The organism is Sinimarinibacterium thermocellulolyticum (assembly GCF_040327995.1).
GTDB classification, from domain to species: Bacteria; Pseudomonadota; Gammaproteobacteria; order Nevskiales; family Nevskiaceae; genus Solimonas; species Solimonas thermocellulolyticum.
Map to the genome: position 1 here is coordinate 62,350 of NZ_JBEPIJ010000001.1, position 21,297 is coordinate 83,646.

The window sequence follows — 21,297 nt, forward strand, 5'->3', positions numbered from 1 at the left end:
AGACGTCGGGGCTTATAGCGTCTTGAGGTAGCCCTCGTAGCCGGCGGCGTCGAGCAGGGCGTCGACGTCCGCGGCATTCGTCGGCTTGAGCTTCCACATCCAGCCTGCGCCATACGGATCGCCGTTGAGGATCTCCGGGCTGGTGCCCAGCGCTTCGTTGGCGGCGACGACCTCGCCGGCCACCGGCGCATAGACGTCCGACGCCGCCTTGACCGACTCCACCACCGCGCAGGCCTCGTTGGCGCCGACTTTGCGGCCCACCGCAGGCACCTCGACGAACACCAGATCGCCGAGGGCCGCCTGCGCGTGATCGGTGATGCCGATGGTGAGCGTGCCGTCGGATTCGACGCGCACCCATTCGTGTGACTTCACGTACTTCAGATCTGCCGGAACCTTGCTCATCGTTTCTCCCTCGGAACTCAAACCAGAACCTTGCCATGGCGCACGAACGGCGGCTTGACCACCCGCGCCGCCACCCACTGACCACGGATCTCGATCTCACAGCCGCCCTCCGCCGACGCATCGACACGGGCCAAGGCGATGGATTGGCGCATCGTCGGCGCAAAACCGCCGGAAGTGGTCTCCCCACTCGCGCCGTTGGCGAAGCGAAGCTTCATGTGCGCGCGGGCGATGCCGCGGCCTTCGAGCACCAGCCCGACGAGCTTGCGTTTGGATGCACCGCGCAGCGGCTCGATGGCCTTGCGGCCGATAAAATCGCGGTCGTGCGGCTCGAAGGCCACGGTCCAGGCGAGGCCAGATTCCAGCGGGTGCGTGGATTCGTCCATGTCCTGGCCGTAGAGATTCATGCCGGCTTCGAGGCGCAGTGTGTCGCGCGCGCCGAGCCCGCAGGGCTTCACGCCGGCATCGAGCAACTGCGTCCACAATGCGACCAGCGCAGCGTGCGGCAGTATCAGCTCGAAGCCGTCCTCGCCGGTGTAACCGGTGCGCGCGACGAACCGTTCGCCGTCGACGGTCGCCTGGAAGTTGCCGAGCCCCCCCGCGGCCTCGCGCAGGGCATCCGGCAGTAGCGGCAGGGTCCTGGCACGCGCGTTCGGCCCCTGCACCGCGAGAATGCCCAGATCGCTACGGTGACGGACCTCGACACCGAAATCCGCCGCATGCCGGCGAATCCACGCCAGATCCTTGTCCGTGGTAGCGGCATTGACGACGAGGCGGAACCACGTCTCGCCGAGGAAATACACGATCAGGTCGTCGAGGATGCCGCCGTCCGCGCGCAGCATGCAGCTGTACAAGGCCTTGCCGGGCGCGCCGAGTTTGGCGATGTCGTTGGCGAGCAAGCGGCGCAGGAAGTCGCGGACCCGCGGACCATGCAGATCGACGGCCGACATGTGCGCCACGTCGAACATGCCGGCGTCGTTGCGCACCGCGTGGTGCTCGTCGAGTTGGGAGGCGTACTGGATCGGCATCTCCCAGCCAGCGAAGTCGACCAGCCGAGCGCCGAGGCGGACGTGTTCGGGGTACAGCGCGGTGTGCTTGAGCATTCAGGTTCTCTGGACAGTTTGGCATGGCATCCATGCCAGGGCGGCGTGAGTCTCTCGACCTCCGGCCCGGCCATCCCTGGCCGGGCGTTCGATTTCGCACGAAGCCACGCTCCGTGAACCGCGAAATCTCACCCGCCCTCTGTCCTTTTACCTGAGCGTTGAGCGCCTTCGGTGACCGGGGTGATCCGGTTCTCTCCAGAGTTTTTTCTGTCACGCTCCTTTTACCTGAGCGATTCCGGGCGGTTTGCGCCTTCGGTGCTGCCGCGTGGGCAGTCTCTCGCGTGACAGAACGACTTTTTTCCTACTGCTGGCCAATCCTTGGCGCAGCACCGCACACTTTAGCGAACCCCGGCCCGGACTTCCATGTCCGGGCGCCGCTCGGATCAGCGCCGAGGGGGCCGCGTCTATCGGCTCGCTGGTGACGGATCCGGGCTAGGAGGTCGCGCAGCCCCCGCGGTCACACCCGAAACGCTGATGTAGCTCACCTCAACGGCAGCGGATCGGCGACGCCGGCGAGCACGAGCACACCCCAAATCAACAGGGCGAAGCCACCCAGTAGATAAAGCGCGAGAAAAAAATGAAAGGCGAGCGGATTGTCCTCGCGCGTCGGCGTGTAAAGCTTGAATCCGCTCCTGCCCGCACGGATCTCGCCCTTGACGTAGCCGCGGTAGGCTGCGACGAGCAGCCCGATCCCGACGACGAGCATGAAGATGGTCGTCATTCGCATGCCTTTTTGCGCGAGAGTTTCGAGCCGACGAAGGCCGCAAGGAATTGAGGGATCGAAATCACCGCCATGAAAATCATGGCAAGCGGCAGCAGGTTCAGCGAGCTGCCGTGCATCAACGCGGCAAGCACCTGTCCGCCGGCCATGCTCATCACCCACCGCCAGGGCTTGAGCGGAAACAGATAGGCAATCACGAACACCACAACGCACATGAACGGGATGCCGACCAGATAGTAGATGTCGTCGTCCCAGGCCTCGTTGTCGCCGGTCGCCCAGGTAATCGCGAAGAAGACGACCAGCCCGCAGAGCGTCGAGGCCGCATAGGGGAAAAAATCATTGCTGTCCTTCATCGGGCGCCTGCCTCATCGGGGAACTGGATCGGAGGGCGTGAGCGTTGCGGGCTCAGGAGAAAAGGATCGGGCGCTCCTCGCCGCAGGCACCATCGATCTGTTGAGGAAAGTCTGCACAAGTCCGATGGATGATGGTCTGATCGGCGACGCCGAGACAAGGTGATCGAGATCCAGTAGATCGGCTTCGGTCACGCGCAAGTGCGCGAGCAAGTGCAAGCATACGCGCAAAGAAAGTTTTCTCGCCGAGATGGATCAGCTGAGCGCGTCGGCGCCGCATGTCGTCGCCGGATCCTGGCGGCGCGCGCAGCGTCTACACCCCCCGCGTGCCGTCGCGTGACTCGTTCAGATGTGCCCGAAGGCAACGCGCGGGCGGCGTGCGCGAACCCCGCATGCAGGGTGCTCGCGCCCTTGCATGCGGTCCTGAACGGGGCGGCATCAGGCGTCGCTGGACGATAGTCCACAGGCACGCTGCACCAGCGCCCGCCGCAGTGGCGTCAGCTCGTTGACGAGGGTCAGACCACGCTGGCGCAGCCAGCGCCAGCCGGGTCGTTGAAACCGATAGGCGCGGTACAAGCCGTCGGTGACCAGCAACATCTCGCGCGCCGCGGCGGCGCGCGCGCGGCGATAGGGTCCGAGTACGCGGGGACTGCCTGGATCGCGGCGGGCCCGATGTGCCCGGCTGAGCGTTTCGATCAGGCTCGCGGCATCGCCAAAGCCAAGGTTCAGCCCCTGCCCGGCCAGCGGATGCACCACGTGCGCCGCGTCGCCGGCCAGCGCAAAACGCGGCCCCGCATAGCGTTCCGCGTGCTGGAACCGCAAGGCGAACGGCCGGCGCGGCGTGCATTCGAGCACCTCACCGAGCGCGTGCTGGGTCGCGACCGCGAGTTGCTGGCAAAAGGCGCGGTCGTCCATCGCCAACAAGGCGTCGGCTTCGGTCGTCGACCACACCAGCGAGCTGCCTCCGTCGGCCAGCGGCAGCAGCGCCAGCGGTCCGGTGTCGAGAAAGCGCTGGTACGCCGTCTCGCGGTGAGGCTGCTGCGTGCGCACATGGCAGACCAGCGCGGTTTGCGCGTAGTCGGCGCCCACGACGTCGACACCCAGCATCGCTCGCAGTGGCGACTGCGGCCCGTCGGCGGCGACGACCAGGCGCGCCTGCAGCCGACTGCCGTCGTCGAGCGTCAGCACGGCCGCGTCCTCGTCGATGCGACAGGCTCGGATCGCCGCCGGCACACGCAGCACCTCGGCGGGCACGCGGGCCAGCAGCGCCTGCTGCAGCACACGATGCTCGACGATATGCCCGAGCACCGGCAGGCGCACGTCGGCCGCGTCGAAGTGCAGAGCTTGCGTGGGATCGTGCTCCCACACCTGCATGTGCGTGTACGGGCTTGCACGCGCCGCGACGATCGACGGCCAGACACCGAGCGCGTCGAGCAGACGCGCGCTGGCCGGCGACACGGCATAGACGCGCGTGTCGTAGTCCGCATCGTCCGGCGTGAAACGCCGCCGATCGAGCAACTGCACCTGCACGCCGGCGCGATGCAGACCGACGGCGATCGCGCAGCCGACCGGGCCGGCACCGACGATCGCCACCTCGCAGTACGACGCGCGCATCAAAGCTGGCTGCGCGCGGCCCGCGGGCTATGACCCGCATAACCGAGGTTCTGCCACAGTACGGTCTCGCGCACGCCGGGCACCAGGTCCACCGCGAGCAGGCCCAGATGGCGCAGACCGCGCAGGCCGGGGATGCGGTTCGAGAACAGCCGGACGATGCCGTCGGTGAAGCCGGCCATGCGGCTGCGATCGGTCTCGCGCAACTGCGCGTAGCGCTGCAGCAGTGCCGGTTCGCCGGGATCGCCAGCGCCGATCGCCAGCAGCAGTTCGGCGAGCGTGGCGGCGTCACGCAGACCGAGATTGAAGCCTTGTGCGGCGACCGGATGCAGCGACTGCGCGGCATTGCCGACGAACACCGTGCGCGCGGCGATCACGCTGCTGCTGACGACGCGCTGCAGAGGATAAGCCTGGCGCCGCCCGATCTCGACGAAACGGCCGAGCCGCTCGCCGAAGGCCTGCTGCGCAGCCTGCAGGAACGCGCCGTCGTCGCTGTTCATGCGCGCGGCCAGCTCGGTCGCCGGCGTCGTCCAGATCAGCGAGCACAGCCGGTCCTCGTCGCCCCAGGGCTTGGGCAGCAGCGCGATCGGCCCATCCGGCGTGAAGCGCTCGTACGCACAGCCGGCGTGCGGCCGGCTACAGCGTACTGCGGTGACGATCGCGGATTGTCGGTAGTCATGGGTCTGCGCGCCGACGCCGAACCAGCCGCGCAAGGGCGACTGCGCGCCGTCCGCGGCGACCACCAGACGCGCGGCGAGTACCTGACCGTCGTCGAGCCGGAGCTCGACACGGTCGCGTTCCACCCGCGCCGCGGCCAGGCGCGCCGGCGCGCGTATCTGGACCTTGCTCGCGGACACGCGCCGCCACAAGGCTTCTCCGAGCGCACCGAGCGGCAGGTTGTAGCCGAGCGCATCGAGCCCGCACTCCTCGGCGGTGAAGCGCGCGACGCCGAAGCGGCCGCGCTCGGAGATATGGGTCGAGCGGATCGGCGCCGCCTGCGGCGCCAACTGCGGCCAGGCACCGAGCGCCTCGAGGATGCGGACACTGGCGTGATTGACCGCGATGCAGCGCTCGTCCCACTGCGCCGGGCCCGCCCTGGGCGGGGCCGGCTCGATCAGCGCCACGCGCAGCGCCGAGTCGGCGAGGCCGAGCGCGACGCTGGCACCGACCAGGCCACCGCCGACGATGGCGACATCGACCGCAGCGGCGTCGGTCATGCGCGCTTCATCATGCGCTCGATGTCGCGCACCGTCTTGGGCGCAGCATCGGTGAGCACGCGCGGCCCGTCCGCCGTGACCACGACATCGTCCTCGATGCGCACACCGATGCCCCAGAACTTTTCCGGAACGCCCTTGGTGCCCGGCGCGATGTACAAGCCGGGTTCGACCGTCATCACCATGCCCGGCGCGAACGGCCGCGGCTTGCCATCGATCTTGTAACGACCGACGTCGTGCACATCCATGCCCAGCCAGTGCCCGGTGCCGTGCATGAAGAACTGGCGATGCCGCCCTTCGCGGATCAGCTCCGCCGGCTTGCCCTTGAGCAGACCGAGTTCCACCATGCCCTCGGTGAGCACGCGCGTCGCGACCTCGTGCGGACGCGATGACGGCGTACCGACCCGGAGCGTGCGGATCGCCTGCCGGTTGGCTTCGAGCACGACCTCGTAGACCGCCTGCTGCGCCGCGCTGAAGCGGCCGTTGACCGGAAACGTGCGCGTGATGTCGGCGGTGTAGCCGCGCAGCTCGCCGCCAGCGTCGATCAGCAGCAGATCGCCATCGCGCAGCAAGGCATTGTTCTCGGTGTAGTGCAGGATGCAGGCATTCTCACCACCACCGATGATGCTGCCGTAGCCGGGCTCCATGTCGTGCCGGGCGAAGTGATGATGCAGCTCGGCGCCGACCTGCCACTCATAGAGGCCCGGGCGCGCCGTGCGCATGGCGATGCAATGCGCCTCGGCGCTGATCGCACAGGCGCTGGCCATGACCTCTAGCTCGGCCGCCGACTTGTGCAGGCGCATCTCGTGCAGTGTCGTTTCGAGCGCGACGATGTCGGTCGGCGCCGCCGCACCGCGCCGCGAGACCTCGCGAATCTCGCGCACGCAGGCGGCGATCCGCGCGTCGTAGGCGGCGTGCTCGCCGAGCGTGTAGTGCAAGGTCTTACGTCCGCCGAGCAGGGCCGGCAGGTGCGCCTCGAAGTCCTCGATCGGGTAGGCCTCGTCGGCGCCGTAATCGCGCACCGCACCTACTGGCCCGGCGCGGCGGCCGTCCCAGATCTCGCGTTCGGCATCGCGCCGGCGTACGAAGAGCAGATATTCGGCCTTGCGTGCGCCGACCTTGCGCCCGGGCGCCAGCACCGCGATCGCGTCCGGCTCGGGAAATCCGGTGAGATAGGCAAAATCGCTGTCCTGGCGAAAGCGGTAGTGCGTATCGCGCGAACGCACGACCTCTCGCGCCGCCGGCACGATGGCGATGCCATCGCTGCCGATCAGGCGCATCAGCCGCGCGCGCCGTGCGGCGTACTCCTTGCGCGTGAAGGCCGAGGTCGTCATCAGTGCAGTTGGGAAGACTCGGTGGGATCCAGCGTCGGCCGCGGATGCATCTCCATGAACACGAGCTGGGCGCCGACGCGGACGTACTCGACCAGCTCGGCGTAGGCGCCTTCTTCGATGTTGACATCGACCTCGTCGCCGACCGCCGCGCGCGTGAGTTCGGTCAGGTCGCCGACGATCTCGCGCGTCTCTTGCGAACAGCGTGACAAATCCAGCCGCCGGCTCGCCAGCCCGAACAGAAAACCGCTACACCACGACGCCAGCGCGGCGGTGCGCGGCACCAGCGCGACGGAATCGTCGGGCAGCAGCGGCTGGAAGCTCATGCCCTCGTCGATCAGCGCGGCGAAGGTTTCGGCGCGCAGTTGCTCGAGCAAGGGACGCGCGCTCGCCGGCAGCGCGCGGTCGGACTCGATCAGGTGCAGCAGGTCGATCTGCTCGGGCTCGCTGACGCACAGCGCGCCGCACAGCGCGCCGTGGTACTCCGCCGCGGCATCGGCGTCGCCCAGTGTGGCGAGCGCATCGGCGAGTGCTTCGTAATTCACGCAGGTGCTCATCGTCCGATTATATGTCGCAAGACCGCCCGCCTTTGCGCGCGCCGGACCGGCGCCCACGGCGGCCCGTCGCACCCTCTTGCGTCGCGCTCACACCCCTATAATTTGCCGATGAGCAACGCCGATTTCGTCGCCGTATTGCGCAGTTGCGCGCCTTACATGCATGCGCACAACGGACGCGTGTTCGTCATCGCCTTCGGTGGCGAGGCGGCCGAGCGCACCGACTTCGACCCGCTGATCTACGACATCGCCCTGCTGCAGAGCCTGGGTGTCAAACTGGTGCTGGTCCACGGCGTGCGTCCGCAGATCGATCAGCGGCTGCGCGCCGCGGGGCTCGAACCCCGCTTCCATGACGGCCTGCGCGTCACCGACCGCGCCGCGCTCGATTGCGTCAAGGCCGCCGCCGGCAGCCTGCGCATGGACATCGAGGCGCGGCTGTCGACTTCGTTGGCCTCGACGCCGATGGGTGGCGCACGCATCCGTGTCGCGTCCGGCAACTGGATCATCGCGCGCCCGGTCGGGGTGCGCGACGGCGTCGACCATCTGTTCACCGGCGAGGTGCGGCGTGTCGACGTCGACAGCATCCGCCAGGTGCTCGATCAGGACCGCATCGCGCTGCTGTCCCCGATCGGGTATTCGCCTACCGGCGAGATCTTCAACGTGCGCGCCGAGGACGTCGCCACCGCGACCGCCACCGCCCTTTCGGCCGACAAGCTGGTGTTCGTGACTCCGAGCAGCCCCGACCGCTGGCGCAGCGCCGACAGCACCGGCGACGCCGGCCAGATGTCGGCAGTCGAAGCCGAACGCCTGCTCGCCGATCCGGCGCTCGATGCCATCGACCGTACCTACCTCGGCGCCGCGCTCGCGGCCATGCGTGGCGGCGTCAAGCGCGTGCACCTGGTCGGCCAGGACGCCGACGGCGCGCTACTGCGTGAGCTGTACACACGCGACGGCGTCGGCGTGATGCTCTACGCGGATGCGGACTACGAGGCGACGCGCGACGCGACCATCGAGGACGTCGGCGGCGTGCTCGCTCTGATCCAGCCGCTCGAACAGCAGGGCGTCCTCGTGCCGCGCTCGCGCGAACAGCTCGAACTCGACATCCAGCACTTCAACGTCATCGTCCGCGACGGCATGGTGATCGCGTGCTGCGCGCTGTTCCCGTTCCCGCAGAATCAGATGGGCGAGCTGGCCTGTGTCGCCGTGCATCCCGACTACCGCCGCGCCGGCCGCGCCGGCGCCCTGCTCAAGCGTGCCGAGACCAAGGCGCGCGCGCTGGGCCTCAAGCAGCTCTTCAGCCTGACGACGCACACGCCGCACTGGTTCATCGAACACGGCTTTCGCAAGGCCAGCATCGACGCGCTGCCGATGCAGAAGCAGCGCCTGTACAACTACCAGCGCAACTCGCTGGTCCTGGTGAAGGATCTGTGAGCAATTCGGCTTGGGTAGCGCGCTCGCGTGCGCACGTCTGGCACCCGTGCACGCAGATGAAGGATCACGAAGGCGGCGATGCCGCGCCGCTGCCGCTGGTGCCGATCCGTTCGGCCGAGGGTGTCTGGCTCGAGGATTTCGAGGGCCGCCGCTATCTCGACGCGGTCGGTTCGTGGTGGACCAACATCTTCGGCCACCGCCACCCATACATCGTCGCGCAGCTCAAACAGCAGCTCGACACGCTCGATCACGTGATGCTCGCCGGCTTCACCCATGCCCCGGTCGTCGAGCTGTCCGAGCGCCTGATCAGGCTGGCACCGCCGGGCCTGAGCCGCTGCACCTACGCCGACAACGGCTCTTCGGCGGTCGAGATCGCGCTGAAGATGTCGTTCCACTACTGGCGCAACATCGGCAAGCCCGGCAAGACGCGCTTCATCGCACTCGAGAACGGCTATCACGGCGAGACGCTCGGCGCACTCGCGGTCGGCGGACCGTCCATCTACCGCGACACCTATGCGCCGCTGCTGCTCTCGCCGATCCATGTGCCGTCGCCCGACTGCTACGGACGCGGCCCCGGCGAGAGCTGGGAGGACTACACGCGGCGCCAGTTCCAGCACATGGAACTGGCGCTCGAACGTCATGCGCACGAAGTCTGCGCGGTGATCGTCGAGCCGCTGGTCCAATGCGCCGGCGGCATGCGCATGTATCACCCGATCTACCTCAGCCTGCTGCGCGAAGCCTGTGACCGCTTCGGCGTGCACCTGATCGCCGACGAGATCGCGGTGGGGTTCGGCCGTACCGGGGCGATGTTCGCCTGCGAGCTTGCGCCGCCACTGCGCTACGGAACGGGCGCCAAGCACGGCATCACCCCGGACTTTTTGTGCCTGTCCAAGGGCCTGACCGCCGGCACCTTGCCGCTGGCGGTGACGCTCACGCGCGAGTCCATCTTCGAGGCCTTCTACGACGACTACGCTGCCGGCAAGGCCTTTTTGCACTCGCACTCCTACACCGGCAACCCGATCGGCTGTCGCGCCGCGCTGGCGGCGCTGGACCTGTTCGAACGCGAGCAGCCGCTGGCGTCGAACCGCTTGCTGGCCAATCTGATGTGGACCCAGACCGCCGAGCTGCGCGCGCATCCGCACGTCGCCGAGGTGCGCCAGCAGGGCATGATCCTGGCGATCGAGCTGGCGCAAAACGCCCAGCGCAAGACACCGTATCCCGCCGCCGAACGCCGCGGCCTGCGCGCCTACCGCCACGCGCTGCGTGCCAGTCCCGAGCGCGGCGTGCTCCTGCGCCCGCTCGGCAACGTGCTGTACTTCATGCCGCCTTACGTGATCACCCCGCGCGAGATCGAGTGGCTGGCGCAGGTCACGCTGGACGCGGTGCGCGCAGCCACGGCGGACTAGCCGCATGACGCGCATCCATCTGCCCGGCCCGCTCGCCGAAGGCCTGGTGCTGGACCTGCCCGACGCCGCCTTTCGTCACCTGGTGCCGGTGCTGCGCCTGCGCGAGGGTGATCGCTTCATCGCCTTCGACGGCCGCGGCGGCGAGTACGCGGCCGAACTCGTGGGCGTCGGCAAGCGCGCGGCGCGTGCACGCATCGGTGCGCATGATCCGGTGTCGCGCGAATCGCCGCTGGACCTGCGCCTGGCCCAGTGCGTGTCCAAAGGCGAGCGCATGGACTATACCCTGCAGAAGGCCGTGGAGCTGGGCGTCACCCGCATCACGCCGCTGCTCGCCGAACGCAGCGTCGTGCGCCTCGACGAGCTGCGCTGGACGAAGAAGCTCGACCACTGGCGTGGCGTGATCGTCTCTGCCTGCGAGCAGAGCGGCCGCACGCGGATTCCCGAACTCGACCCCCCGCAGCCGCTCAACGCCTGGCTGGCCGCCGGCGTCCACGGCAGCGGCGTCGTCCTCGACCCCGCCGCCGCCAACGGGCTGTCCGCCCTGCCCGCGCCCGCTGGCGCGCTGACCCTGTTGGCCGGTGCCGAAGGCGGACTGAGTGCCGGCGAGTTGGCGGCAGCGACTCGCGCCGGCTTCATCGGCCTTCGCCTGGGGCCAAGGGTGCTGCGCACCGAGACCGCGGCCGTGGCCCTGCTCGCCGCGCTGCAGGCGCGCTACGGCGACTGGGTCTGACGCCCACGCGCGCACCCCGTTCTGCGCAGCGCCAGCGCAAACTGGCAGCCGGGCCAGTGGGTTTGCACCGCAACATACGCTAGAGTATGGGGGAGATTTGAGTGACGCCGGTCCGCGGCGTCCGATCCTTTCCACCTTGCCGGAGACTTCCGATGCCTCAGTACACGCCGCCGCTGCGCGACATGCAGTTCGTCCTGCACGAGATGCTCAATGTCGAGGGCGTCCTCAAGAAGCTGCCGCAGCACGCCGACATCGACGCCGCGACCATCGACTCGGTGCTCGAAGAAGGTGGCAAGTTCTGCGCCGACGTGCTCTACCCCCTCAACCGGGTGGGCGACCGCGAAGGCTGCACCTATCACGGCGACGGCGTCGTCACCACGCCGACCGGCTTCAAAGAAGCCTATCAGCAGTTCGTCGCGGCCGGCTGGGGCGGCCTGGGCATGGATCCGGCTTACGGCGGCCAAGGCCTGCCGCACGTCGTGCACAGCGCGTTCATGGAGATGATGAATTCCGCGAACCAGGCGTGGACGATGTATCCGGGGCTGTCGCACGGCGCCTACAACGCGCTGCACGCTTTCGGCACCGACGAGCAGAAGAACCTGTATCTGCCCAAGCTGGTGTCGGGCGAATGGACCGGCACGATGTGCCTGACCGAGCCGCATGCCGGCACCGACCTGGGCATCCTCAAGACCAAGGCCGAGCCCAACGGCGATGGCAGCTACCGCATCACCGGCACCAAGATCTTCATCTCCGCCGGTGAGCACGACATGTCACAGAACATCGTGCACCTGGTGCTCGCGCGCCTGCCGGACGCCCCTGCCGGCACCAAGGGCATCTCGCTGTTCATCGTGCCCAAGTTCATCCCCAAGGCCGACGGCACGCTCGGTGAGCGCAACGCGTTCAAGTGCAGTGCGATCGAGCACAAGATGGGCATCCACGGCAACGCCACCTGCGTGATGAACTTCGACGGCGCCACCGGCTGGATGGTCGGCAAGCCCAACGAGGGTCTCAAGGCGATGTTCGTGATGATGAACAGCGCGCGTCTGGGCGTGGGCATGCAGTCGCTGGGCCTGGCCGAAGTCGCCTACCAGAACGCGCTGGCCTACGCCAAGGAACGCCTGCAGTCACGCTCGCTGACCGGCCCCAAGCTCAAGGACAAGCCGGCGGACCCGATCATCGTCCACCCGGACGTGCGCCGCATGCTGCTGACGCAGAAGGCCTACGTCGAGGCCGCGCGCGCCTTCACCTACTGGGCGGGCCTTGCGATCGACCTCGAGCACAAGCACCCGGATGAAAAAGTCCGCAAGGACAACGCCGACCTGGTCGCCCTGCTGACGCCGGTGGTCAAGGGTTTCATCACCGACAACGGCTACGAGTGCACCACGCTGGCGATGCAGGTGCTGGGCGGCCACGGCTACATTTCCGAGTGGGGCCTGGAACAGCACGTGCGCGATGCGCGCATCAACATGATCTACGAGGGCACCAACACCATCCAGGCCCTCGATCTGCTCGGCCGCAAGGTGCTCGGCGACATGGGCGCCAAGCTGATGAAGCTGGGCAAGGCGATGCAGACCGCATTGGCGCCCTTCAACGAAATGTCGCAGATGCAGGAGTTCCTCGCGCCGTTCAACGCCCTGCAGAGCGAGGTGCAGAAGCTGACGATGGAGATCGGCCAGCGCGCGATGAAGAACCCCGACGAGGTGGGCGCCGCCGCCGTGCCCTACCTGCGCCTGATCGGCCATCTGGTGTTCTCCTTCGCCTGGTGCTACGCCGCCGGCGTCGCGCTGCGCAAGCAGGACTCGGGCGATGCGTTCTACAAGGCCAAGCTGGTCACCGCGCGCTTCTACTTCGCCAAGCTGTACCCGGAGACGGCGGCGCTGCTCGCGCAGGCGCGCGCCGGCAGCCAGCCGCTGATGGAACTGGACGCGGCGGACTTCTGACGCCCCGGCCAGCGCCGACCCGCCCGGCGACGCCAAGCGTCGCCGGGCTCTTATACTGCGCCCGCCATGACCTCCCCCGCCCCGATCTGGCGCCGCTGCGCCGCCGCCTTCTACGACGGGCTGCTGCTCCTTGGTCTTTGGATGGTCGCGCTGGTCGTCGACACCATCGTGCGCGACCTCGTCGGACTGGACCGTAACTGGGCGGCGCTGCGCGCTTACTTGTTCCTCGTCGGCCTGGGTTTTTTCGGCTGGTCGTGGACACATGGTGGCCAGACCCTGGGCATGCGTTCGTGGCGACTGCGCGTGCAGCGCAGCGACGGCGCGCCCTTGCGTTGGCTCGATGCGGCCCTACGTTATGCGGTGATGTTGCTGTGCTGGGGCGTTGCGCTGACGCCCGCGCTACTGCAGGTACCGCAGCTCGCGAGCCGCCCACACGCGGCGACGATCCGCGCCGCGGCGCTGATCGCGCTGGCGATGGGCCTATTGTGGACGCTGCTCGATGCGCGCCGGCGCGCGCCGCAGGACCGCCTGAGCGGCACCGAGCTGGTCTGGCTGCCGCCGGCGCGCACCGGCTGAGCGCTCAGGACGCCTGCGGGCGGACGATCAGCGGTTCGAGGTTCGCCTTGAGCTCGGCGGCGTTGAAGGCGCGCGTGTCGGCGCTGTTCTTCTCGCCCTTGAACATCACCACGTCGGCCTGCGCGGCATAGCGGGTCTCGCTTTGCGTGGTCGATACGCTGGCGCCGAAATACGGATAGAAGTAGTAGTAGCCGAAGCCCGGAAAGCCGCTGAAGGTCTGCTGGTAGCGCACGTCGGTCTCGGTGTCGCGCGCGGCGATCACGAAGTAGTCATAGCCCTGCGCCAGCGTCAGCTCGGCGGCGCGGTACAGCAGATAGTTCTCGACCGTCTCGCGCGGCGTCGCGCCGTTGCCGGCGAAACTGACGCGGAAGCGGTTCGATTCGAGCTTCTGCTCGGCATAGCCGTAGCCGCGGTCGCGCGGCTGGTAGGGCGTCGCCGAAACGCAGGCGCCGAGTGCGGCGCCGAGGGACAGAGCGAGGGCGAAACGAATCAGCATTCGGGTCATGGCACAACCTCGAATCGGCAGGTCAGGGCAGAGTCGGAGGCCTGCATACGAGACCGCGGCGGAGCGATCGGGTTCAACGCGCCCGTTGCAGCCGGAGCACCGCCAACGCCGCCAGCAGCAATGTCGGCGCGCCGGCGGCGAGTGCCGGCTGCCAGCCGTAGAGCTGGCCGAGACTGGCCGAGACCTCGTTGACGACATAAAAGCCGAGGCCGACGAGGATGCCGATCAGCAGACGCTGCCCGGCGCCGCCGCTGCGCTGCAGGCCGAGCACGAAGGGCACCGCGAACAGCATCATTGCCATCACCGTGAACGGCGCCACCAGCTTGCGCCACAGCGACAGCTCGTGCTGACGCGCGTCGAGGCCGTTGTCGCGCATGTACTCGATCAGGCGCACCAGGCCGGGCGTCGTCAGGCTGCCGGCTTCGAGCACGAACAGGCGCAGCACCTCGGGCGACAGCCGACCGTCCCAGTCCAGCTCGGCATGCCGCTCGGCGATCACGCGCTGGTTGTCGAAGCGCGTCAGCTCGACGCCGCGCAGCAGCCAACCGCCATCGCGGTACTCGGCGGTCCGGGCGTGGATGATGCGCTCGACGTCGAGCGCCTCGCCGAGCGTGTAGATGTCGACGTTGGCGAGCCGGTTCTCGTTGCGCAGCGCGCGCACGTGCACGACGTGACGGCCATCGCGCAACCACACCGGATGCTCGGTGACGCTGCCCTGTGCGCCGTACTGGGCCGCGGACTTGTAGGCCCGCGCCGCCATCGTGCCCGCCGGCGCCAGGTAGTCGCCGATGAGCAGCGACAGAACGCCGAGCAGCACGCCGGCACCGAGTGTCGCTGCACCGATGCGCGCGAGCGTGACGCCCGCGGCGCGCATCGCGGTGAGTTCGTTCTGCGCGGCGAGCGCCCCCAGGCCCATCAGCGTGCCGAGTAGGGCGATGATCGGCATCAGCACGTACAGGCCGGACGGCAGCATCATCAGCGTGTACCACAGGAGCTGCAGCATGCCGAAGCCGCCCTCGCCGACCTCGTCGATCTCGGCGACGAAGCTGATGAAGGTGTAGATCGCCACCAGCGCGAGGCCGACGACGCCCGTGAAGCCGAGGATCGTGCGGATCAGATAGCGGCCGAGGCGCGTGGTCATCGCCACCACCGCAGGCGGTTTTGGCGCCTGGCGATCAAAAGCAGCGCCCAGGCGAGCATCAGCGCGTGCACCCACCATAACCCCAACGCATTAGGGATTTCGTCCTTGGCGATCCACGCCTGACCCACGCCGATCAACTGGGAATACAGTAGGTACGCACCGATCCCGACGACGATCTTGCCGTAGCGGCCCTGGCGCGGCGCGATGTGCGCGAGCGGCACGGCGAGCAGGGTCAGGACGAGGACGGAAATCGGCGCGGCGACGCGCCAGGCGAGCTCGGCACGGTCATTGGGGTCGTCCGATCCGAGCAACTGCCCCGTCGGCATGAGCTTGCGCTTGGCGCTGATGTAGATGAACTCCGGCGGCGACACGCGCGTCGTGAACTCGCCGAAACGCATCACGTCGTAATCCGCGCGGCCCGGTTCGCCGCGGTAGCGAAACCCGTTCTGCAGGCTCACCGTGCGTTCGCCGCTGAACGGATCGGTGCGCTGCGTGCCGCTGCGCGCGGTGACGAAGCTCACACCGCCGTCGTCCTCCTCGACGTGCGCGATGATCGTCTGCAGCGCTGCGCCGTCGGCACTCATCCGCTCGGCATAGAACACCGCGCGGCCGCTCATCACTGACTTGAAGCGACCCTCCTCGAACGGATTGAACTGGATCAGCCGCGCCGCGTTCTTGACCAGGTAGTCGGCGCTGCGACCGGCCCACGGGCCGATCTGGAACGCCAACGCCGCGGTCAGCAGCGCGAGCAACGCGCCGAGCAGCACGAACGGCCGGTACAGCGCGCCCAGGCCCACGCCACAGCCCATCATCGCCGCGATCTCGCTATCCCGGTACAGACGCCCGAGCGAGAGCATGATCGCCAGCAGCAGCGACACCGGAATCAGGATCACCAGGTACTGCAGGCTCGACAGCGCCGCCACCTTGAACAGCAGCTCGCGCGGCAGCTCGCCGGCCGCAGCCTCGGCGAGAAACCGCGCGAAGCGCGTCGACAGCATGATCGCCAGCAGCACGAAGGTCACGGCGAACCACGACAGTCCGGCCTCGCGCAGCAGATAGCGGTCGAGGATCGTGGTGTTCACGGCGTCGCGACGAAAGACATGCGCGGATTATGCCTGCCGTGCGCCCACGCGGTCGGCGCCCGGTTCCACGGACCTTGGGGCTCGTGGCGATGGACGGTAACATTCCGCGGCTTGTGCCGGGCAGCCGGCCGCGACGCCCGCATCGGGCCAGCGCATGGGCTGCTACGGGCGCGCCCTTCGCCCGCGGCCGGCTTATCGCGCACCACGATGCCTGTACCGAGGACAGCATGGACTACTTCGTCAAGAGCGGCACCCCAGAAAAACAACGCGTCGCCTGCCTCATCGTCGGGGTGTTCGAACGGCGCAGCCCGACCGCACCGGCCGCAGCCGTCGACGAAGCCGGCCAAGGGGCGATCTCGGCGGTCATGCGCCGCGGCGACATGGATGGCAAGCTCGGCACTACCCTGATCCTGCACGACGTGCCCGGCATCTTCGCCGACCGCGTGATGCTGGTCGGCCTCGGCCGCGAGCGCAGCTTCGATGAAGCGGCGTTTCGCAAGGCCATTGCCGCATCCGCGCGCGCGCTGCGCACCACCGGCGCGATCGACGCCGCCTCATACCTGACCCACGTCCCGGTCAAGGGCCGCGATTGCCACTGGGCCGTGACCCAGGCGGTGCTGACGACGGAGGACGTGTTCTACCGTTTCGACGAGTGCCGCGGCGAGAAAGCGCGCGCCGAGATCTCCCGTCCGAAGACCGAGCGCTACACCTTCGACGTGCCGCGCCGCGCGGATCTGCCGCGCGGCGAGCGCGGCCTCGCCGAGGGGATTGCGATCGCCAAGGGCGTCAAGCTGGCCAAGGATCTGGGCAACCTGCCCGGCAACATCTGCACGCCGAGCTATCTCGCCGAGCAGGCGCGCAAGCTCGCCGGCGGCGGCAGCATCCAGACCAAGGTACTCGAACAGTCGGACATGGAACGGCTCGGCATGGGCGCGCTGCTGTCCGTCGCCAAGGGTTCGCGACAACCGCCGAAGCTGATCGTGACGGAGTACCTCCACGGGCCCAAGGGCGACAAACCCGTCGTGCTGGTCGGCAAGGGCCTGACCTTCGACGCCGGCGGCATCTCGATCAAGCCGGCCGCGGCGATGGACGAGATGAAGTTCGACATGTGCGGCGGCGCCGGCGTGCTCGGCACGATGGCGGCGCTGGCCGAACTCAAGCTGCCGCTCAACGTCGTCGGCATCATCCCGGCCGCGGAGAATCTGCCCGACGGCGCCGCCAACAAACCCGGCGACATCGTCACCAGCATGGCCGGCATCACCATCGAGGTGCTCAACACCGACGCCGAGGGGCGGCTGATCTTGTGCGACGCGCTCACCTACGCCGAGCGCACCTACGACCCGGCGATCTGCATCGACATGGCGACGCTGACCGGGGCCTGCGTGGTCGCGCTCGGCGCGCACGCCAGCGGCCTGTTCAGCAACACGCCGTCGCTGGCGCGCGCGCTGCTCGCCGCTGGCGAACACATCGGCGACCGCGCCTGGGAGCTGCCGCTATGGCCGGAATACGACGAGCAGATCCGCAGCGAGTTCGCCGACGTCGCCAACATCGCGACCAAGGGTGCGCGCGAAGCGGGCGCGATCATCGGCGCCGTATTCCTGCAGCGCTTCGCCAAGCAGATGAAGTGGGCACATCTGGACATCGCCGGCACGGCCTGGACCGGCAAGAAGGCCACTGGCCGCCCGGTGCCACTGCTGGTGCAATACCTGCTCGACCTGGCCACACGCCGCAACGAGTGAGGTGCGCCCGGCACGGTCGCGATGCGGCCGACGCCGCCGTGCCGAGGGCGCGGCGGCAGCTCGGCACCGCTACACTTTGCGCCCCGCCACCGACCGCGCGCCGATGACCCGCGTCGATTTCTACATCCTGCCCGAGACCGGCGGTGCCGCCGACAGCCCCGTGATCACCGCGTGCCGGCTGTGCGAAAAGGCCGCCGGTGCCGGCCTGCGCATCTACGTCTACGCCGACAGCGGCGCGCTCGCCGAAGACTTCGACGGCGCGCTGTGGACGTTCCGTCAGGGCGGCTTCACCGCCCACGAGCGCTACGAAGGGACACCGCTGCAAGCACCGCTGCCGAGCGTGCTGATCGGCCGCGTCGAGCCGCCGGACTCGCACCACGATGTGCTCGTCAACCTCGCCGCCGAGGTACCTGATTTCTTCAGCCGCTTTGAGCGCGTGCTGGAAATCGTCGCCGGCGACGGCGCGCAGCGCGCCGCCTCGCGGGCGCGTTACAAGTTCTACCGCGATCGCGGTTACGAGCTTTGCACCTACGAACAGAGCGCCGACGGCACCTGGCACCGTCGCACGACCAAATAGGCCGCGCCGGCGCCGGCCGCCCAGCCGCTACAATTCGGCTCTTTTTCACCGGTGCGCGCCGCATCGTGCGGCGCGCCCGACATCTCGACCGCGCATGGACAAGACTTTCGACCCGAAGAGCATCGAGGCCCGCTGGTGCGCCATCTGGGAGCAGAACGGCTGGTACACGCCGGAAACGGTGGCTGCCGTACGCGGCGCGGATCGCAGCCAGATGCCGCCATACTGCATCGCCATTCCGCCGCCCAACGTCACCGGCACGCTGCACATGGGCCATGCCTTCCAGCACGCGGTGATGGACGCGCTGACGCGCTATCACCGCATGCGCGGCTACGACACCCTGTGGCTACCCGGTACCGATCACGCCGGCATCGCCACGCAGATGGTGGTCGAGCGCCAGCTCGCCGCGCAGGGCATCAAACGCATCGACCTCGGCCGCGAGAAGTTCCTGGAGAAAGTCTGGGAGTGGAAAGAGTACTCGGGCAGCACGATCACCAATCAGATGCGCCGCATGGGCAATTCGGTGGACTGGACGCGCGAGCGCTTCACCATGGACGAGGGCCTGTCGCGCGCGGTGACCGAGGAGTTCGTGCGGCTGTACGAAGAGGGGTTGGTGTACCGCGGCAAACGCCTCGTCAACTGGGACCCGGTGCTGCTCACCGCGATCTCCGATCTCGAAGTGGAGAGCAAGGAGGAAAGCGGCAAGCTCTGGCACCTGCGCTATCCGCTGACCGACGGCTCGGGTCATCTGGTCGTCGCAACCACGCGCCCGGAAACCATGCTCGGCGACACTGCGGTCGCCGTGCATCCCAAGGACGAGCGCTACCGGCACCTGATCGGCAAGACCGTGACCCTCCCGCTATGCGATCGCCCGATCCCGGTGATCGGCGACGACTACGTGGACCGCGAGTTCGGCACCGGCGTGGTCAAGATCACACCGGCGCACGACTTCAACGACTATGCGGTCGCAAGCCGCCACCAGTTGCCGCTGATCAACGTGTTCACGCCCACCGCGCACATCAATGACGAAGCGCCGCCGGCGTATCGCGGCCTCGACCGCTTCGACGCGCGCAAGCGCATCGTCGAAGACCTGGGCAAGCTCGGACTCGTCGAGAAGGTACAGGACCACAAGCTGATGGTACCGCGCGGCGATCGCACCGGCGTCGTCATCGAGCCGTATCTCACCGATCAGTGGTTCGTCAACATGAAGGGCCTCGCCGAGCGCGCGCTGGCCGCGGTGCGCGACGGCCGTATGCGCTTCGTACCCGAGAACTGGGTCAACACTTACCGCCAGTGGCTGGACAACATCCAGGACTGGTGCATCTCGCGCAACCTCTGGTGGGGACATCGCATCCCCGCCTGGTACGACGATGCCGGCAAGGTCTACGTCGGCCGCAGCGAGGCCGAAGTGCGCGAGAAGCACGCGCTCGGCACCGACCTCGCCCTGCGTCAGGACGAAGACACCTTCGACACCTGGTTCTCCTCGGCCCTGTGGCCATTCTCGACGCTGGGCTGGCCCGAACCGAGCGAGGATCTGAAGCGCTGGTATCCGACCAACGTCCTCGTCACCGGCTTCGACATCATCTTCTTCTGGGTCGCGCGCATGGCGATGATGGGACTGCACTTCATGGGCGAGGTGCCGTTTCGCGAGGTCTACATCACCGGCCTGGTGCGCGACGCCGAAGGCAACAAGATGTCCAAGTCCAAGGGCAACATCCTCGACCCGCTGGACCTGGTCGACGGCATCGGCCTCGAAGACCTCGTCGCCAAACGCACCACCGGCCTGATGCAGCCGCAGATGGCGGCGAGAATCGAGCAAGCGACGCGCCGCCAGTTCCCGAACGGCATCGAGCCGGTGGGCGTGGATGCCCTGCGTTTCACCTTCCTCGCACTCGCGTCCACCGGCCGCGACATCCGCTTCGATGCCGCGCGTGCCGCCGGTTACCGCAATTTCTGCAACAAGATCTGGAACGCCGCGCGCTTCGTGCTGATGAATACCGAGGGCCAGGATTGCGGTCTGGACGCCGCCTTGCCCTGCGAGCCGTCGGCGGCCGATCGCTGGATCGTCTCGCGTCTGCAGAAAGTCGCGGCCGAAGCCGCCGAACACTTCAAGACCTACCGCTTCGATCTGCTCGCGCAAACCCTGTACCAGTTCGTCTGGAACGAGTTCTGCGATTGGTATCTGGAATTGAGCAAGCCGGCGCTGCAACACGGCAGCGCGGCGGCGCAGCGCGGCACGCGACGCACGCTGGTGCGCGTGCTCGAAGCGACCCTGCGCCTGCTGCATCCGCTGATGCCGTTCATCACCGAGGAAATCTGGCAGCGGGTCGCGCCGCTCGCCGGCACGGCCGGGCCCAGCATCATGCTGCAGCCGTACCCGCAGCCCGAGTCGGACCGCATCGACGAAGCCGCCGAAGCCGACATCGACTGGCTCAAGCGCTTCATCCTCGGTGTACGCCAGATCCGTGGCGAGATGGACATCGCCCCTGGCAGGACGCTGCCGCTGCTGCTGCAGAACGCCGGCGCACAGGACCGCGAGCGCCTCGCGCGGCTGGGACCGAGCATCGAGTTCCTGGCCCGCGTCGAGACGCCGCGCGTGCTCGCCGACGGCGAGGCCGCGCCGCAGTCTGCGAGCGCTCTGCTCGGCGCGATGACGCTGCTGGTGCCGATGGCCGGCCTCATCGACAAGGACGCCGAGCTCGCACGTCTGGCCAAGCAGATCGCCAAACTCGAAGCCGATCTCGCCAAGACCGAGACACGCATCGCCAATCCGAACTTCGGCAAGGCACCCGAGCACGTGCAGCAGCAGGCCCGCGATCTCGCCACCAAGCAGCAGCAGGATCTGGCTGCACTGCGCGCGCAGCGCGCGCGCATCGAGTCGCTTTAGCGC

The 21,297-nt window shown here is 68.1% G+C and carries 19 protein-coding genes and 1 riboswitch; of the genes, 8 read left to right on the forward strand and 11 right to left on the reverse strand.

What is annotated here, in order from left to right; genetic code table 11:
- Positions 1 to 12 precede the first annotated feature (12 nt).
- The 8 genes from gcvH to ABSH63_RS00370 all read right to left on the reverse strand — a co-directional run bounded on the left by gcvH (position 13) and on the right by ABSH63_RS00370 (position 7,286).
- Entirely contained in the window at positions 13 to 402 is a 390-nt protein-coding gene (gene gcvH, locus ABSH63_RS00335; protein WP_352886357.1) for a glycine cleavage system protein GcvH, read from the reverse strand.
- A 17-nt stretch (positions 403 to 419) separates the two neighbouring features.
- The gene (gcvT, locus tag ABSH63_RS00340) at positions 420 to 1,502 is read right to left on the reverse strand and encodes a glycine cleavage system aminomethyltransferase GcvT (RefSeq protein WP_352886358.1); all 1,083 of its coding nucleotides are present in this window, start codon (positions 1,500 to 1,502) and stop codon (positions 420 to 422) included.
- Between the two features lie 203 nt (positions 1,503 to 1,705).
- Positions 1,706 to 1,794: riboswitch (glycine riboswitch) on the reverse strand.
- A gap of 189 nt (positions 1,795 to 1,983) precedes the next feature.
- On the reverse strand, positions 1,984 to 2,223 hold the full coding sequence (locus ABSH63_RS00345; RefSeq protein ID WP_352886361.1) for a hypothetical protein: 240 nt from the start codon (positions 2,221 to 2,223) through the stop codon (positions 1,984 to 1,986).
- On the reverse strand, positions 2,220 to 2,576 hold the full coding sequence (locus ABSH63_RS00350; RefSeq protein WP_352886362.1) for a hypothetical protein: 357 nt from the start codon (positions 2,574 to 2,576) through the stop codon (positions 2,220 to 2,222). The genes ABSH63_RS00345 and ABSH63_RS00350 overlap by 4 nt, the downstream gene beginning before the upstream one ends.
- Before the next feature lie 435 nt (positions 2,577 to 3,011).
- Complete coding sequence (locus ABSH63_RS00355) at positions 3,012 to 4,187, reverse strand: UbiH/UbiF/VisC/COQ6 family ubiquinone biosynthesis hydroxylase (RefSeq protein ID WP_352886363.1); 1,176 nt, start codon at positions 4,185 to 4,187, stop codon at positions 3,012 to 3,014.
- Complete coding sequence (gene ubiH / locus ABSH63_RS00360) at positions 4,187 to 5,401, reverse strand: 2-octaprenyl-6-methoxyphenyl hydroxylase (RefSeq protein ID WP_352886365.1); 1,215 nt, start codon at positions 5,399 to 5,401, stop codon at positions 4,187 to 4,189. The genes ABSH63_RS00355 and ubiH overlap by 1 nt, the downstream gene beginning before the upstream one ends.
- Entirely contained in the window at positions 5,398 to 6,732 is a 1,335-nt protein-coding gene (locus ABSH63_RS00365) for an aminopeptidase P N-terminal domain-containing protein (RefSeq protein WP_352886366.1), read from the reverse strand. Before ABSH63_RS00365 ends, ubiH begins: the two co-directional genes overlap by 4 nt.
- Entirely contained in the window at positions 6,732 to 7,286 is a 555-nt protein-coding gene (locus ABSH63_RS00370; protein WP_352886368.1) for a UPF0149 family protein, read from the reverse strand. Before ABSH63_RS00370 ends, ABSH63_RS00365 begins: the two co-directional genes overlap by 1 nt.
- Positions 7,287 to 7,394: 108 nt before the next feature.
- On the opposite strand from ABSH63_RS00370, the gene argA reads away from it, so the two are divergent.
- The 5 genes from argA to ABSH63_RS00395 all read left to right on the forward strand — a co-directional run bounded on the left by argA (position 7,395) and on the right by ABSH63_RS00395 (position 13,366).
- A complete protein-coding gene (gene argA, locus ABSH63_RS00375) occupies positions 7,395 to 8,714 on the forward strand; it encodes an amino-acid N-acetyltransferase (protein ID WP_352886371.1) in 1,320 nt (439 codons plus the stop codon).
- On the forward strand, positions 8,711 to 10,120 hold the full coding sequence (locus ABSH63_RS00380; protein WP_352886372.1) for an adenosylmethionine--8-amino-7-oxononanoate transaminase: 1,410 nt from the start codon (positions 8,711 to 8,713) through the stop codon (positions 10,118 to 10,120). The genes argA and ABSH63_RS00380 overlap by 4 nt, the downstream gene beginning before the upstream one ends.
- Positions 10,121 to 10,124: 4 nt before the next feature.
- Positions 10,125 to 10,850 (forward strand): 16S rRNA (uracil(1498)-N(3))-methyltransferase, encoded by a 726-nt coding sequence (locus ABSH63_RS00385; protein ID WP_352886373.1) that lies wholly within the window; start codon positions 10,125 to 10,127, stop codon positions 10,848 to 10,850.
- Between the two features lie 152 nt (positions 10,851 to 11,002).
- The gene (locus tag ABSH63_RS00390; RefSeq protein WP_352886374.1) at positions 11,003 to 12,790 is read left to right on the forward strand and encodes an acyl-CoA dehydrogenase C-terminal domain-containing protein; all 1,788 of its coding nucleotides are present in this window, start codon (positions 11,003 to 11,005) and stop codon (positions 12,788 to 12,790) included.
- 66 nt (positions 12,791 to 12,856) lie between these two features.
- On the forward strand, positions 12,857 to 13,366 hold the full coding sequence (locus tag ABSH63_RS00395) for an RDD family protein (RefSeq protein ID WP_352886377.1): 510 nt from the start codon (positions 12,857 to 12,859) through the stop codon (positions 13,364 to 13,366).
- Positions 13,367 to 13,370: 4 nt separating this feature from the next.
- Here ABSH63_RS00395 and ABSH63_RS00400 read toward each other — a convergent pair whose 3' ends face one another.
- The 3 genes from ABSH63_RS00400 to lptF form a co-directional block, all read right to left on the reverse strand.
- Positions 13,371 to 13,871 carry a CC0125/CC1285 family lipoprotein gene (locus ABSH63_RS00400; protein WP_352886379.1) on the reverse strand — a complete coding sequence of 167 codons (501 nt, stop codon included), beginning with the start codon at positions 13,869 to 13,871 and terminating at the stop codon, positions 13,371 to 13,373.
- 73 nt (positions 13,872 to 13,944) lie between these two features.
- Positions 13,945 to 15,012 carry an LPS export ABC transporter permease LptG gene (gene lptG, locus ABSH63_RS00405; RefSeq protein WP_352886380.1) on the reverse strand — a complete coding sequence of 356 codons (1,068 nt, stop codon included), beginning with the start codon at positions 15,010 to 15,012 and terminating at the stop codon, positions 13,945 to 13,947.
- The gene (lptF, locus tag ABSH63_RS00410) at positions 15,009 to 16,094 is read right to left on the reverse strand and encodes an LPS export ABC transporter permease LptF (RefSeq protein WP_352886382.1); all 1,086 of its coding nucleotides are present in this window, start codon (positions 16,092 to 16,094) and stop codon (positions 15,009 to 15,011) included. Before lptF ends, lptG begins: the two co-directional genes overlap by 4 nt.
- A 227-nt stretch (positions 16,095 to 16,321) precedes the next feature.
- Here lptF and ABSH63_RS00415 point away from each other — a divergent pair, with 227 nt between their 5' ends.
- From ABSH63_RS00415 to ABSH63_RS00425, 3 genes are all read left to right on the forward strand, one after another.
- Entirely contained in the window at positions 16,322 to 17,833 is a 1,512-nt protein-coding gene (locus tag ABSH63_RS00415) for a leucyl aminopeptidase (protein ID WP_352886383.1), read from the forward strand.
- A gap of 103 nt (positions 17,834 to 17,936) precedes the next feature.
- Positions 17,937 to 18,410, forward strand: a complete 474-nt coding sequence (locus ABSH63_RS00420; protein ID WP_352886385.1) for a DNA polymerase III subunit chi — start codon at positions 17,937 to 17,939, stop codon at positions 18,408 to 18,410.
- Positions 18,411 to 18,504: 94 nt separating this feature from the next.
- Positions 18,505 to 21,294: a valine--tRNA ligase gene (locus tag ABSH63_RS00425; protein WP_352886386.1), complete on the forward strand. Its 2,790-nt coding sequence runs from the start codon at positions 18,505 to 18,507 to the stop codon at positions 21,292 to 21,294.
- Positions 21,295 to 21,297: the final 3 nt, after the last annotated feature.

Excerpts from the sequence above, each read along its gene's own strand:
- gcvH (WP_352886357.1), bottom strand. The coding sequence starts at position 402 with ATGAGCAAGGTTCCGGCAGATCTGAAGTACGTGAAGTCACACGAATGG.
- gcvT (WP_352886358.1), bottom strand. The coding sequence starts at position 1,502 with ATGCTCAAGCACACCGCGCTGTACCCCGAACACGTCCGCCTCGGCGCT.
- ABSH63_RS00345 (WP_352886361.1), bottom strand. The coding sequence starts at position 2,223 with ATGACGACCATCTTCATGCTCGTCGTCGGGATCGGGCTGCTCGTCGCA.
- ABSH63_RS00350 (WP_352886362.1), bottom strand. The coding sequence starts at position 2,576 with ATGAAGGACAGCAATGATTTTTTCCCCTATGCGGCCTCGACGCTCTGC.
- ABSH63_RS00355 (WP_352886363.1), bottom strand. The coding sequence starts at position 4,187 with ATGCGCGCGTCGTACTGCGAGGTGGCGATCGTCGGTGCCGGCCCGGTC.
- ubiH (WP_352886365.1), bottom strand. The coding sequence starts at position 5,401 with ATGACCGACGCCGCTGCGGTCGATGTCGCCATCGTCGGCGGTGGCCTG.
- ABSH63_RS00365 (WP_352886366.1), bottom strand. The coding sequence starts at position 6,732 with ATGACGACCTCGGCCTTCACGCGCAAGGAGTACGCCGCACGGCGCGCG.
- ABSH63_RS00370 (WP_352886368.1), bottom strand. The coding sequence starts at position 7,286 with ATGAGCACCTGCGTGAATTACGAAGCACTCGCCGATGCGCTCGCCACA.
- argA (WP_352886371.1), top strand. The coding sequence starts at position 7,395 with ATGAGCAACGCCGATTTCGTCGCCGTATTGCGCAGTTGCGCGCCTTAC.
- ABSH63_RS00385 (WP_352886373.1), top strand. The coding sequence starts at position 10,125 with ATGACGCGCATCCATCTGCCCGGCCCGCTCGCCGAAGGCCTGGTGCTG.
- ABSH63_RS00390 (WP_352886374.1), top strand. The coding sequence starts at position 11,003 with ATGCCTCAGTACACGCCGCCGCTGCGCGACATGCAGTTCGTCCTGCAC.
- ABSH63_RS00395 (WP_352886377.1), top strand. The coding sequence starts at position 12,857 with ATGACCTCCCCCGCCCCGATCTGGCGCCGCTGCGCCGCCGCCTTCTAC.
- ABSH63_RS00400 (WP_352886379.1), bottom strand. The coding sequence starts at position 13,871 with ATGACCCGAATGCTGATTCGTTTCGCCCTCGCTCTGTCCCTCGGCGCC.
- lptG (WP_352886380.1), bottom strand. The coding sequence starts at position 15,012 with ATGACCACGCGCCTCGGCCGCTATCTGATCCGCACGATCCTCGGCTTC.
- ABSH63_RS00415 (WP_352886383.1), top strand. The coding sequence starts at position 16,322 with ATGGACTACTTCGTCAAGAGCGGCACCCCAGAAAAACAACGCGTCGCC.
- ABSH63_RS00420 (WP_352886385.1), top strand. The coding sequence starts at position 17,937 with ATGACCCGCGTCGATTTCTACATCCTGCCCGAGACCGGCGGTGCCGCC.
- ABSH63_RS00425 (WP_352886386.1), top strand. The coding sequence starts at position 18,505 with ATGGACAAGACTTTCGACCCGAAGAGCATCGAGGCCCGCTGGTGCGCC.